This window comes from Nocardia thraciensis (assembly GCF_054782435.1).
Genome location: NZ_BAAGSM010000007.1, coordinates 175733 through 188497, shown reverse-complemented (window position 1 = coordinate 188497; position 12765 = coordinate 175733). Strand labels below are relative to the sequence as shown.

The window sequence follows — 12765 nt, the reverse complement described above, 5'->3', positions numbered from 1 at the left end:
GGGCTGCGAACCATCCCGGCCAACCGACGCCGTACCCACCATTCGCCGCGGGCGAGTCCAGTTGCGTCCCGAGCCGACGCACCGCCACGAGCGTGAGCCGCGCCTTCTCGAAGACACTTCCCACGATCCGGCTCGACACTGCCGGGTGAATGCCCGAGGCCGCGCGATAATCGGCGGATGGTGTTCTCACGGCGTCGATGCCGGAGCGTCCGATGACGGCCGCTGTGGTCGGTGGTCTCGCCGCGGCGGGTCTGGTAGCCGGTGCGCTGCTGTTGTGGGTGCGCACGCGGCGGATGGTGTCGACGCCCGCGGAGCGGGCGGTGCACACCGCGCTGCACACGGCCTCGCTGGCCGCGGTTCCGTTGCGGCGCGGGCTGACCGAGGAGGCGGCGCGGGAGGCGGCGCCGCATCTGCGGGCGCTGACCGGAGCCACCGCGCTGGGCATCGCCGATGCCGACGGCACGGTCCTGGCGTGGGAGGGGCCGCACGCCGATCTGGCGGATGAATTCACGGCCGCGGCCGGGCGGGCGATGGCGGGCGAGCGGGCGGTGCTCGTCGCGGGATCGGAGAACGGTGAGCACGCGGGGCGGACCGTGGTCGCCCAGCCGCTTCTCATCGAGAGCACGGGCGTGGCCGGTGCGCTGGGCGTGGTGATCGCCGGATCGCCGGGGCCGGGCCAGCTCGGTGCGGTGGCGGAGGTGGCGCGGTACGCGTGCGGTCAGCTCGAATTGGCGGAGCTGGACGCCTCGCGGGCGCGGCTGGACCGTGCCGAAGTGCGGGCGCTGCGGGCGCAGATCAGCCCGCACTTCATCTACAACGCGCTCAACACCATCGCGTCGTTCGTGCGCACCGACCCGGATCGCGCGCGCGAACTCGTCCTGGAGTTCGCCGATTTCACCCGCTACTCCTTCCGGGCGGCGGGCGAATTCACGGTGCTGGCCGACGAATTGCGCAATATCGAGCGCTATCTCGTGCTGGAGCAGGCGCGCTTCGGGAACGCGCTGCAGGTGCGGCTGCAGATCGCGCCGGAGGTGCTGGGCGTCACGCTGCCCTTCCTCGCGTTGCAGCCGCTGGTGGAGAACGCGGTCCGGCACGGTCTGGCCTCGAGTCGAGGCGGCGGGACCGTCGTGATCGTCGCGACGGATGCGGGCACCGATTGTGTGATCAGCGTGGAGGACGACGGAGTGGGCATGGATCCCGATCTGCTGCGTTCCGGCGCCCTCGACGCGGTGGAGGCCGGGGCGGGTCCGGCAGGATCCGGCGAGGCCGTCCATATCGGGCTGGCCAATGTCGACGATCGGCTGCGCTCGGCCTTCGGCAACGACTACGGCCTGGTCGTCGAGACCGCACTCGGCGCCGGGACCAAGGTCAGCCTGCGACTCCCCAAATTCCGCGCCGGGATCAAGGCGTGACCCACATAGGATGACCGTGTTGTGACGTGGACCATCGAAGAGGCGGGCGGCGCGCTGCGGGCGCTGGCCGTGGACGACGAGAAACCGGCTTTGGACGAGTTGGTGTATCTGCTGCGCACGCAGCCGGAGGTCGGCGAGATCCACGCCGCGAGCGACGCGACCACCGCCCTGCGGCTGCTGCGGGCGCATCCGGTCGACGCGGTGTTCCTCGATATCAACATGCCCGGACTGGACGGCATGGAGCTGGCGGGCATACTGTCGGAGTTCGCGCATCCTCCCGCGGTCGTCTTCGTGACCGCGCACGACGACCGCGCGGTATCCGCGTTCGATCTCGGGGCGGTGGACTATCTGCTCAAGCCCCTGCGAGCGCAGCGCCTCGCCGAGGCGATGCGGCGTATCGTCGCCGCGCGCACCCCGGCGGGCTCCCCCGCGCGGACGGATCCCAACGAGGTCATCCCGGTCGAACTCGGCGGGGTGACCACGCTGGTGCCCCGGTCGACAGTGAGCTGGGTGGAAGCCGACGGCGACTATGCGCGCCTGCACACCAGCACCGGCTCGCATCTGGTGCGAATTCCGTTGTCGGCGTTGGAATCCCGATGGGAGAACGCGGGATTCCTCCGGGTACACCGGTCCTATCTGGTGGCGTTGCGCCTGGTGACGGGGCTGCGCACGACCGGTACCGCGACGGTGGTGTGCCTGCGCGCCGAGGGCAACGCCGCCGCGGTGGAGCTACCGGTCAGCAGGCGTCAGGTGCGCGAACTCAAGCAGCGCCTGGTACACGGGCCGCGGCAGAACTGGACCACCCGGTGACCGGCCCGGCACACCGTCCGGTCCGGCAGCGGGTGGTGCTGGCCGAGCGGCGCGGCGCCCGCCGGGTCCGGACCCGGGTCGAGGTGGCCGAGCAGACCGAGATCGGCGCGGCGCTGATCAGTGGACTGGTCCGCGCCCAGCTGGGTCTGGCGCTGCGGACCGGCCTGGTCACGGTGCTCGTCCTCGGGTCGCTGCCGCTGCTGTTCCGGATCGGCGCCCTCGGATCGATGGTCGTGCTCGGCGTCCGGCTGCCCTGGCTGCTGCTCGGCCTCGCCGCCTATCCCCTGCTGTTCGTCGTCGGCCGGATCTACATCCGTTCGGCGGAACGCAACGAGACGGACTTCCTCGAGCTGGCGGAGGACTGAGGTGACCCGAGCGTGAACACCGTGACATCGCCGATGCTCACCGTCGCCGCGCTGATGCTGGCGGCGCTGGCCACGGTCGCCATCGGCGTCTACGGTGTGCGGCTGGCCCGCACGACATCGGACTTCCTGGTCGCCTCCCGCAGCGTCGGCCCGCGCTGGAACGCCGCGGCCATCTCCGGCGAATACCTCTCCGCCGCCTCGTTTCTCGGGGTCGCGGGCCTGATCGCCAAGTTCGGCGCGGACGCGCTGTGGTATCCCGTCGGCTTCACGGCCGGATACCTGGCCCTGCTGCTGTTCGTCGCGGCGCCCCTGCGGCGGTCGGGCGCCTATACCGTGCCCGATTTCGCCGAGTTCCGGCTCGGGTCGTTGCGGTTGCGCCGACTCGCCGCGGTGGTCGTGGTGCTGATCTGCGGGGTCTACCTGATTCCGCAGTTCCAGGGCGCCGGGCTGACACTGCGCATCCTGCTCGGCGTGCCCAGTTGGGTGGGCGCGGTGGCGGTGGGGGTCATCGTGATCGCCAATGTGGCGGGCGGTGGAATGCGCTCGATCACCTTGGTCCAGGCGTTCCAGTACTGGCTCAAGCTCACCGCGGTCGCCCTGCCCGCACTGGTTCTGCTCGGCCACTTCCTCTCCGCCGACCGCCCGCTGGGCACGGCGGCTCCCCCGGTCGTCACCGAGCGTACCGCGGTCGACATCACCACCGATGTGGCGGTGCAGATCGGTGCGGCCCAACAGGTTTCGATCACGGGAACCCTCGACGGGCAGGCCGTCGACGGTCCGGTGCGGCTCACTCCGGGAGAACACGATCTCGCGTCGGGGACACGGTTGATCCTGGAGGCGGGCGATGCCGTCCCGATTGTCGCCGGTGCTCCGGCGGACGGCGACGCCTGGCTCTCGCCGGGCGGCGGATTCGGTGGGAATCATGCTCTGTACCAGGTGTATTCATTGATCATCGCGACCTTCCTCGGGACCATGGGCCTGCCGCACGTGCTGGTGCGCTTCTACACCAATCCCGATGGTCGCGCGGCCCGCACGACCGCGCTCGCGGTCATCGGCCTGGTCGGCGTCTTCTATCTGTTTCCCACGCTGCTCGGGGTGTTCGCGCGGTTGTACGTACCGCAACTGCTGATCACGGGCACCTCCGACGCGGCCGTGGTGTTGCTGCCCGGTTCGGTGCTGTCAAGCGTGCCGGGGCAGCTGCTGGCGGCGCTGGTCGCCGCGGGGGCGATGGCGGCGTTCCTGTCCACGTCCTCGGGCCTGCTGGTCAGCATCGCCGGTGTGCTGAGCACCGACATGCTGCGGGGGCGGATCCGCGACTTCCGGCTGGCCGCACTCGTGGCCGGGTCGGTGCCGCTCGGTCTGTCGGTCACGGTCGCGTCGCTGGATCTGTCTCGCACAGTGGCACTGGCGTTCTCGGTCGCCGCCTCCACCCTGTGCCCGCTGCTGGTGCTCGGCATCTGGTGGCGCGGACTGACCGCGGCGGGCGCCGCGACCGGGCTGATCGTCGGCGGCCTGACGGCGGGCGGGGCCACCGTGGTGTCCGTGCTGGGCGGCGTGTCCGGCGACCTCCTGGGCGGCTGGCCCGCGGTCGTGCTCGGCTATCCCGCGGCGCTCAGCGTCCCCCTGTCCTTCGCGGCGATGATCCTGGCCAGCCTGCTGACCCGACGTCAGGACACCCGGACGGTGGCACGCATTTTCGTACGGCTGCACGCACCCGAACGAATGGGCATGGGCGCCGATCGAGAGCGCGCGCTGCGCCCCGACTGAACGATCCCGCCGTGGCCGTTCGTCGCGCCCAGCCGACCGCTCACCGCACAGTCGGCCACCTTCACCGAGTGACCGCCGCCACACCGATACGGCTGCCCGGTCGGCTGGTTAGCGTCGAGGACAGTAAGCCCCGTCACATGCTAGGACGACCGATGACCGACATCGACACCTCCGCCGCGCCGCCGCAGCGGATGCCGAGTGCCGAAGAATTCGAGACCATGCAAGCGAGCCCGCAGTTTCAGGAACTCCGGAACCGGTTGCGCCGCTTCGTATTCCCGATGACCGCACTGTTCCTGCTCTGGTATCTCGCCTACGTGCTGCTCGGCGCCTACGCGCACGACTTCATGGCCACCGCGGTGTTCGGTGATATCAATATCGGATTACTGCTCGGCCTGGCGCAATTCGTGTCCACCTTCGCGATCACCGGGCTCTACGTCCGGTTCGCGGGCAGGCACCTCGACCCGCGCGCGGCCGCCATTCGCGAACAGCTCGAAGGAGGGCGAGCGTGAACGAGACGTACCTCGCCGCCGCCGCGGTCGGCAATCCGGCCGCGAATATCGCGATCTTCTGCGGCTTCGTGGCGGTCACCATGGTCGTGGTCATCCGGGCCAGCCGCAACACCCGCACGGCCGCCGACTACTTCACCGGCGGCCGGGGCTTCTCCGGCCCGCAGAACGGCATCGCCATCGCCGGTGACTACCTCTCCGCCGCAAGCTTTCTCGGCATCGCCGGGGCCATCGCGGTGTACGGCTACGACGGGTTCCTGTACTCCATCGGATTCCTGGTGGCCTGGCTGGTGGCCCTGTTGCTGGTCGCCGAAATGCTCAGGAACACCGGCAAATTCACCATGGCCGATGTGCTGAGCTTCCGGCTGAGGCAGGGGCCGGTACGCACCGCAGCCGCTCTGACCACGCTCGCGGTGTCGCTGTTCTACCTGCTCGCCCAGATGGCGGGCGCCGGGGGCCTGGTCGCGCTGCTGCTCGACATCTCCAGCAAGACAGGGCAATCCGTCGTCATCGCCGTGGTCGGCGTGCTCATGATCGTGTACGTGCTGGTCGGCGGGATGAAGGGCACCACCTGGGTACAGATCATCAAGGCCGTCCTGCTGATCGCCGGCGCGGCTCTGATGACCGCCATGGTCTTCACGAAGTTCGGATTCGACTTCTCCGGCATCCTGCGCTCGGCCCAGGACGCGGTCTCCGGCTCGTCGAACAAGGCGGTGGCGTCACGTGACGTGCTCGCCCCGGGAGCGCAGTACGGCGGCAGCGCCACCTCCCAGCTGAACTTCGTCTCTCTCGGTATGGCACTGGTATTGGGCACCGCGGGTCTGCCGCATGTCCTGATGAGGTTCTACACCGTGCCGACCGCGAAGGAGGCGCGCCGATCAGTCGTGTGGGCGATCGGACTGATCGGCGCGTTCTACCTGTTCACCCTGGTACTCGGCTACGGCGCCGCCGCCATCGTCGGACCCGACCGGATCCTCGCCGCAGCCGGTGGGCAGAACTCGGCCGCGCCCCTGCTGGCGTTCGAACTGGGCGGGGTGATCCTGCTCGGCGTCATCTCCGCGGTCGCCTTCGCCACCATCCTCGCCGTGGTCGCCGGTCTGACCATCACCGCCGCGACCTCATTCGCGCACGACATCTACGCGGGAGTCATCAAGCGCGGCAAGGTCGACGAGATCAAACAGGTGCGGGTATCCCGGATCACCGCCATCGTGATCGGGGTGTTGTCGATCGGCCTCGGCATTCTCGCCAACGGCCAGAACATCGCCTTCCTGGTGGCGCTGGCCTTCGCGGTCGCCGCGGCGGCGAATCTCCCCACTATCGTGTATTCGCTGTTCTGGCGGCGTTTCAACACCACCGGCGCGCTGTGGAGCATGTACGGCGGGCTCGTCTCCACCATCGTGCTCATCGTGTTCTCTCCCGCGGTGTCGGGAACGAAATCCTCGATGATCCCCGGCGCCGACTTCGACTGGTTCCCCCTGTCCAACCCCGGAATCGTCTCCATCCCACTGGCATTCGCGCTCGGCATCGTCGGCACCCTGCTCGGCAAGGACGACGAACCGAGCAAGGCCGCCGAGATGGAGGTCAGATCCCTCACCGGAGTCGGGGCCGAGAAGGCCGTCGCGCACTGACGGTCTGGACCCGCGACGGTGCATGGACCGCCTTGCACACCAACAACTTTGGATAGGAGCCGCACTTTGCCTGGCGCAGCCATCGACCGTGACGGGAACGACTTCGATTCCGCGGCAACCACACTCACGGTGACCTCCCATCCGCCGAGTGCGGAGTTCGCCGCCGCTGCCAATGCCGATGCGTCGCTGTACGATCGGGCCGCCGCCGACCGGGACGCGTTCTGGGCCGAGCAGGCCCGCCGCCTGTATTGGCATCAGCCCTTCACCCGCGTCCTGGACTGGGACGACGCACCGTTCGCGCGCTGGTTCGCCGACGGGAAGTTGAACGTCGCCTACAACTGCGTGGACCGGCACGTACTCGACGGCCACGGCGACCAGATCGCCATCCACTGGGAAGGCGAGCCCGGCGACTCCCGCGACATCACCTACAGCGACCTGCTGGCCGAAGTGTCCCGCGCCGCGAACTATCTCACCGAACTGGGCCTGGAAACCGGCGACCGCGTCGCCCTCTACATGCCGATGGTGCCCGAAGCCATCGTGTCCATGCTCGCCTGCGCGCGACTCGGGCTCACGCATTCGGTGGTGTTCGCCGGCTTCTCCCCCTCCGCCCTGCGCCAACGCGTCGACGACGCCGAAGCACGCCTGGTGATCACCACCGACGGACAATGGCGACGCGGCACCGCCGCGCCGCTGAAACAGGCCGTGGACGAGGCACTGTCCACCAGCGGACACAGCGTCGAGCACGTCCTCGTGGTGCGGCGCACCGAGATCGAAGTGCCGTGGACCGCGGGTCGGGACCTGTGGTGGCACGAGACCGTGTCGCATGCATCACCCGAGCACGAGGCACAAGCGTTCGATGCCGAGCATCCGCTGTACATCCTCTACACCTCCGGCACCACCGGCAAACCCAAAGGCATCCTGCACACCTCCGGCGGCTACCTCACCCAAACCTCCTACACCCACCACACCGTGTTCGACCACAAACCCGGCCGAGACGTGTACTGGTGCACCGCCGACATCGGCTGGGTCACCGGACACTCCTACATCGTGTACGGGCCACTGTCCAACCGCGCCACCCAAGTCATCTACGAAGGCACCCCGAACCACCCCGACGAACACCGACACTGGCAGATCATCGAAAAATACGGCGTCACCATCTATTACACCGCCCCCACCCTCATACGCACATTCATGAAATGGGGCCGCGACATCCCCGCCGCCCACGACCTGTCCAGCATCCGCCTCCTCGGCTCCGTCGGCGAACCCATCAACCCCGAAGCCTGGCGCTGGTACCGCGAAGTCATCGGCAGCAACACCACCCCCATCGTGGACACCTGGTGGCAAACCGAAACCGGCGCCATCATGATCTCCCCCCTGCCCGGCGTCACCGCCACCAAACCCGGCGCCGCCATGACCCCCCTACCCGGCATCTCCGCGAAAGTCGTCGACGAACAAGGCAATCCGGTGCAGCTCGGCGAGACCGAAGCCAACGGCTACCTGGTCCTCGACCAGCCCTGGCCCTCCATGCTGCGCGGCATCTGGGGCGACCCCCACCGCTACAAAACCACCTACTGGGACCGCTACGCCACCCACGGCTGGTACTTCGCCGGCGACGGCGCCAAACTCGACACCGACGGCGACCTCTGGATCCTCGGCCGCATCGACGACGTCATGAACATCTCCGGCCACCGCATCTCCACCGCCGAAGTCGAATCCGCCCTCGTCGGCCACCACGACGTCGCCGAAGCCGCCGTCGTCGGCGCCACCGACCCCACCACCGGCCAAAGCATCGTCGCCTTCGTCATCCTCACCAGCCAAGCCACCCACACCGGCCAACACCTCATCGACCAACTCAAAGCCGAAGTCTCCCGCGAAATCTCCCCCATCGCCCGACCCCGCGAAATCCACACCGTCCCCGAACTCCCCAAAACCCGCTCCGGCAAAATCATGCGCCGCCTCCTCCGCGACATCGCCGAAGGCCGCGAACCCGGCGACACCTCCACCCTCGTCGACCCCAACATCTTCGAAACCATCCGAACCCGCAAAGCGGGCCGATAAACACGGGATCGAATCGTTCCTGCGCGGGGAATCACCACGATCTCCCGCAGCACCCGCCAGCTAATCGCGGCCTACCTCGACCCGCTCAGCACCGTCCTGCTCGCCAACCGTTCACTGCGCCATGCGATCCCCGCTATCGTTGGCGCCATGACTGATTCTGATCCGTCTGACCTGCGCAACCGAGCTACTGCGGGCGATGCCGATGCCGTTTCCCAACTGATCGAAGTGGCTGTCGAGCGCGGCGACATGGCTGAGCTTCAGCGACTCGCGAACGCGGGAAACTCCGATGCGACCGACGAACTCGTCCAACTCGCCGCCGAACGCGGAGACATTGCGCAGCTGAAACTGCTCGCGGCGGCGGGGAATCGTGACGCGACCGACGAACTCGTCCAGCTGGCATCGGAGCGCGAAGACGTCGAGGAACTGAGGAGGCTGGCAGCGAGCGGGAACCGCGACGCCGCCGACCTCCTTGACGAGCTGGCGGATGACGGAGACGAGTGAGACGATGCGCGGCAAGACATGGATACCCGGCCCACCCGCTCCCACAGCCAACCGATCGGTGATCTCATGAATGCCCATCTGGCTCAGGGCAATGCCAACCAGGCGCTGGGCCTCATCCTTCCCCGGCCGCGCCCGAAGCGTTAGGAATTCCAAGAACGAGTCTCGTAGCCACGTGTCGAGTTTCGATAATGCCAGGTTTCCGCGCTGTGAGGACCTGGCTGAGACGCTACAGATCGCAGTCGTCGAAGCAGCACTGGAGCCGCGTGGTGGTGTCGTCGGTACCGCCAGTGACCGTAGGACGGGACACGTACCTCGTCTCAACAGCTCTACTTTGAGCGAGTGGCTGCCACGACGAATATCGGTACCGCCAGGAACAGTCTGCCTGTCTCTGCTCGATCGGCCTGCTCGGCGATCCAGGCATCGATGTGGTCGCGCGGGGCTACGCCGGCGGCGTAGGCGGCCTCGGCGATTCCGGTCGGCAGCGCCAGCAAGGCCGTGTCGGTGAAGACGCCTGTTCGCACGTCAACGGTGACGTCGGTGAACTCTGTGTCGAGCAGCATGTTTCTATAGCGGCGGGCGCTGCGTGGGCTGGCGATGGTATCGGCGCGGGCGTGCACGATTCGGCGGGTGAGTTCGGGGTCGTCGGAGTCGATCACGAGAGTGTCCCAGTCCTGGCCCATGAGCACGAGACGGCCGCCGGGTGCGAGCACTCGGCGCGCTTCACGGACGGCTCGCGCCGGATCAGTGAGATCGTGCAAAACCTTGTCCGCTCGGTACCCAGCGGCCACGCCGTCGGCGAGTGGTAGCTCGCAGGCGTCGCCGACACGGAAATCGTTGCCGGGCCAGCGCGATCGCGCGACGGCGATCATCTGTTCGTTCAGGTCTATCCCCAGGCCCTGAGCGCCGCGCTCGGCCAGTTCGGCGACGGCGCGGCCCGCACCGCAGCCAACGTCCACGACCAGTTCGCCTGGCCGCACACGGAGGAGTTCGTAGGAGTATTCGCGCAGTTCGGCCGCGCCGGGCAAGGCGTCGACCTGGTCGAGGACGGCGCGCAGGGCTTCGATGCCTTCGGTATTGGTGGCCATACCCACGATGGTGCGACTTAATGGTTACATGAAGTCAAGCGTTGCCGAGGTAATGACGATCGGGCAGGTGGCGGAGCGCTTCGACCTGGCGACGCATGTATTGCGGCACTGGGAATCCGAGGGTCTGCTGACACCGGCCCGTGCTGAGGGTTCGCGGCGGCGTTATGGTCCCGAGGATCTGTACCGAGTGGCGCTCATCCTGCGGGCAAAGTCGGCGGGTTTCACGCTGGACGAGATACGGAAGATGCTGTCTGCACTGGATCCGGTGGCGCGGCGTAGCGTCCTGCGCCGCCATCACACGATCCTGTCCCGTCGCATTGCCGAGGCGCAGGCGGCCCTGGACCTGATCGAGCGTGTGCTGGGTTGTGATCACGACGATTTCCTGAAATGCCCGAATTTCCAGGCGGCGATCGCCGAACAGATCGATACCGAGCAACCCTGCCAAAGCGGTTGACGCGCCGGGAGCGCCTTGCCGGTAATCTTCGAGACCGTCGTCGATCCCGGTCAGCCGATGCTGTCGCTTCTTCTGATCCGCCGATTCCACTACGGATTCGAGTGTCTCCGACATGGTCAGGCTTCCTGCCGAACCATCGAGCCCGGCTCATCGGACCAAGGCCGGATCCACTGGAGATCACCCTCCCGTGGTCTTCATGCGATGGTGAATCGGCCGTGACGGTCGACCGTTCGAAGAGAGGTGACACCTGTGCGAGAGTGGATGCTGAAGTACAGCTTCGAAAGCTCACTGGGTGAGGTCCGGTGGGGGCGGCGAGGTGATCCGGATGCGGCGCCCGTGGTTCTGCTTCACGGGACTCCCTTCTCGTCGTTCATCTGGCGTGATATCGCCGCCGCGTTGGCGGTGCGCCGGTCGGTGTACGTATTCGATATGCCCGGGTATGGCTCTTCGGCCCGTTTCGAGGGGCAGGATCTCTCCCTCGATGCGTTGACTGGGGTATTCCTGGAGTTGCTCGGGCACTGGGGGTTGCCTTGCCCGGATATCGTCGCGCACGACTCCGGTGGCGCGGTCGCGCTCGGCGCGCATATCGACCGCAATGTGGCCTACCGGCGTTTGGCTCTCGTCGATGCGGTCTCCCTGCCGCCGTGGGGGAGCGAGTTCTTCGCGCTGGTCGGGGAGCACACCGAGGTATTTCAGCACCTGCCGGCGCCGCTTCACCGGGCGCTGTTGCGCGAATACGTCGCCACGGCCAGCTCTGCCGGACTGCGCGCCGAAGTACTGGACGCGTTGACTGCTCCCTGGCTCGGCGCCGAGGAACAGGGTGCTTTCTATCGTCAGCTCACCCAACGCCGCGCGGATCAGACCTACACCGATCGCATCCACAGCGGCTACCACACCATCGAGATCCCCGTCCTCGTGTGCTGGGGCGCGGACGACACATGGGTACCGGTCGAACGCGGCCGCGAACTCGCCGACCTGATCCCAGGTGCGGAACTGCAGGTGATGGAGGCAGCGGGTCACCTGCTACCCGAAGACCGGCCCGCCGAACTCACCGGCACCCTGCTCGCGTTCCTGACGAACGAACCCTGAGCCGCGCCCGAGCGCGGGGCTCGACGTCGGCACATTGATGAGGAAAACGCACACGATACTTGCCATCGTCTCGCGCGACCTCCACCGCTCGAGCGGGCCAATCCGAAGACGCTGGAACACAAGCCAACCCAGTTCACTCCGGTCTGACGAACGTACGGAAATCCCCCCGACACCGCATGGAACCACCGTTACACGGCACTTTGTTCTCGATGGCTCGGCTACAGCCGCTACTTGACCTAAACCACAGTAGAGGTTCTACGATCCCGGTCCATTGACCGGAGTTCGTCCTCGAGAGCTGAGGAGCAGACAATGATCGTCACCATCGCCCGCGTTACCGACCTCGATCGGTTCCTCGAGGTCTTCGAGACCATCGGTACGCAGAAGCGGAAGGAGCACGGCTGCCGAAGCGCCCGGGTCTATCCAGACCCTGACGACTCACACCGGGTGTGGTGCGTCTTCGACTGGGACGCAAAAGATTACGACAAGTTCCTCGCAGACCCCGAAATCCCCGCCATCGCAGAACAACTCGGGCTCCAGGCACCGCCAGTACACGCGACCCTCGCGACCGAGCTCGACGCCTGACCCCCACGTGGAAGAAAGGTTCCGCCATGGCCATGACACCCTCGCGAGCCCGCAAGTTCAGCTCGAAGATCGGCGCCGACACCGTCCGCTTCGGCGACCGAATCCTCATCGCCCCCGCTCTCGACAAAACGGCCGGTGAGTCGATGAGCGCCTACACGGCGTTCCTATCCGCCGGTGCCCGCGCCGACCTGCCGGCCCCCTACGCGGAGGTCTGGGTGGTGCTCGACGGAACGCTACAAGTGGGCGATGAGAGCGACGCCGTGACGGTAATCGCAGGCGACTTCGTGCACATTCCGGAACACACGCCCGGGAGCGTCAAGGCCCTCGAAGACACCACAATGGTTTGCGTGTCGGTGCCCCCTCATTGATCGAGGCTGTCATCGACCATCTCGCCCAGATCGTGCGCGAACCGATGCCCGATACCTTCCCCCGCGTCACTGACCGATGCGGTCGCGGGCCGGGCCCCACCCCGGGCGTCGACCTCACACGAGCTGCCGCGCCGGTCCTC

General features: G+C 67.4%; 13 protein-coding genes. 11 read left to right on the top strand and 2 right to left on the bottom strand.

Annotation, left to right across the window (positions count from 1 at the left end; genetic code table 11):
• Positions 1-212 precede the first annotated feature (212 nt).
• From ACYVLQ_RS01690 to acs, 7 genes are all read left to right on the top strand, one after another.
• Positions 213-1412: a sensor histidine kinase gene (locus tag ACYVLQ_RS01690; RefSeq protein ID WP_460695552.1), complete on the top strand. Its 1200-nt coding sequence runs from the start codon at positions 213-215 to the stop codon at positions 1410-1412.
• A gap of 21 nt (positions 1413-1433) precedes the next feature.
• Positions 1434-2222 (top strand): LytR/AlgR family response regulator transcription factor, encoded by a 789-nt coding sequence (locus ACYVLQ_RS01685; RefSeq protein WP_460695551.1) that lies wholly within the window; start codon positions 1434-1436, stop codon positions 2220-2222.
• Positions 2219-2587: a hypothetical protein gene (locus tag ACYVLQ_RS01680; protein ID WP_460695550.1), complete on the top strand. Its 369-nt coding sequence runs from the start codon at positions 2219-2221 to the stop codon at positions 2585-2587. The genes ACYVLQ_RS01685 and ACYVLQ_RS01680 overlap by 4 nt, the downstream gene beginning before the upstream one ends.
• A 33-nt stretch (positions 2588-2620) precedes the next feature.
• Positions 2621-4354 (top strand): sodium/solute symporter, encoded by a 1734-nt coding sequence (locus ACYVLQ_RS01675; RefSeq protein ID WP_460695605.1) that lies wholly within the window; start codon positions 2621-2623, stop codon positions 4352-4354.
• 152 nt (positions 4355-4506) lie between these two features.
• Positions 4507-4863: a DUF485 domain-containing protein gene (locus ACYVLQ_RS01670; RefSeq protein WP_460695549.1), complete on the top strand. Its 357-nt coding sequence runs from the start codon at positions 4507-4509 to the stop codon at positions 4861-4863.
• Positions 4860-6488, top strand: coding sequence for a solute symporter family protein (locus ACYVLQ_RS01665; RefSeq protein ID WP_460695548.1), 1629 nt, complete (start codon positions 4860-4862; stop codon positions 6486-6488). The genes ACYVLQ_RS01670 and ACYVLQ_RS01665 overlap by 4 nt, the downstream gene beginning before the upstream one ends.
• A gap of 129 nt (positions 6489-6617) precedes the next feature.
• Positions 6618-8546 (top strand): acetate--CoA ligase, encoded by a 1929-nt coding sequence (gene acs, locus ACYVLQ_RS01660; protein ID WP_460695604.1) that lies wholly within the window; start codon positions 6618-6620, stop codon positions 8544-8546.
• A gap of 111 nt (positions 8547-8657) precedes the next feature.
• Here acs and ACYVLQ_RS01655 read toward each other — a convergent pair whose 3' ends face one another.
• The gene (locus tag ACYVLQ_RS01655) at positions 8658-9125 is read right to left on the bottom strand and encodes a hypothetical protein (RefSeq protein ID WP_460695547.1); all 468 of its coding nucleotides are present in this window, start codon (positions 9123-9125) and stop codon (positions 8658-8660) included.
• A gap of 248 nt (positions 9126-9373) precedes the next feature.
• Positions 9374-10132, bottom strand: coding sequence for a methyltransferase domain-containing protein (locus ACYVLQ_RS01650; RefSeq protein WP_460695546.1), 759 nt, complete (start codon positions 10130-10132; stop codon positions 9374-9376).
• Here ACYVLQ_RS01650 and ACYVLQ_RS01645 point away from each other — a divergent pair.
• The 4 genes from ACYVLQ_RS01645 (at position 10110) to ACYVLQ_RS01630 (ending at position 12625) form a co-directional block, all read left to right on the top strand.
• Positions 10110-10586 (top strand): helix-turn-helix domain-containing protein, encoded by a 477-nt coding sequence (locus tag ACYVLQ_RS01645; protein WP_460695545.1) that lies wholly within the window; start codon positions 10110-10112, stop codon positions 10584-10586. The genes ACYVLQ_RS01650 and ACYVLQ_RS01645 overlap by 23 nt on opposite strands.
• A 249-nt stretch (positions 10587-10835) precedes the next feature.
• On the top strand, positions 10836-11675 hold the full coding sequence (locus tag ACYVLQ_RS01640; protein ID WP_460695544.1) for an alpha/beta fold hydrolase: 840 nt from the start codon (positions 10836-10838) through the stop codon (positions 11673-11675).
• A gap of 309 nt (positions 11676-11984) precedes the next feature.
• Complete coding sequence (locus tag ACYVLQ_RS01635) at positions 11985-12257, top strand: putative quinol monooxygenase (protein WP_460695543.1); 273 nt, start codon at positions 11985-11987, stop codon at positions 12255-12257.
• Between the two features lie 26 nt (positions 12258-12283).
• Positions 12284-12625, top strand: a complete 342-nt coding sequence (locus ACYVLQ_RS01630) for a cupin domain-containing protein (RefSeq protein ID WP_460695542.1) — start codon at positions 12284-12286, stop codon at positions 12623-12625.
• Positions 12626-12765 lie beyond the last annotated feature (140 nt).

What these genes read in the sequence shown, in the direction of transcription:
- ACYVLQ_RS01690 (WP_460695552.1), top strand. Translation starts at nt 213, where the DNA reads ATGACGGCCGCTGTGGTCGGTGGTCTCGCCGCGGCGGGTCTGGTAGCC.
- ACYVLQ_RS01675 (WP_460695605.1), top strand. Translation starts at nt 2,621, where the DNA reads ATGCTCACCGTCGCCGCGCTGATGCTGGCGGCGCTGGCCACGGTCGCC.
- ACYVLQ_RS01670 (WP_460695549.1), top strand. Translation starts at nt 4,507, where the DNA reads ATGACCGACATCGACACCTCCGCCGCGCCGCCGCAGCGGATGCCGAGT.
- ACYVLQ_RS01655 (WP_460695547.1), bottom strand. Translation starts at nt 9,125, where the DNA reads ATGGGCATTCATGAGATCACCGATCGGTTGGCTGTGGGAGCGGGTGGG.
- ACYVLQ_RS01645 (WP_460695545.1), top strand. Translation starts at nt 10,110, where the DNA reads ATGCCTTCGGTATTGGTGGCCATACCCACGATGGTGCGACTTAATGGT.
- ACYVLQ_RS01650 (WP_460695546.1), bottom strand. Translation starts at nt 10,132, where the DNA reads ATGGCCACCAATACCGAAGGCATCGAAGCCCTGCGCGCCGTCCTCGAC.
- ACYVLQ_RS01635 (WP_460695543.1), top strand. Translation starts at nt 11,985, where the DNA reads ATGATCGTCACCATCGCCCGCGTTACCGACCTCGATCGGTTCCTCGAG.
- ACYVLQ_RS01630 (WP_460695542.1), top strand. Translation starts at nt 12,284, where the DNA reads ATGGCCATGACACCCTCGCGAGCCCGCAAGTTCAGCTCGAAGATCGGC.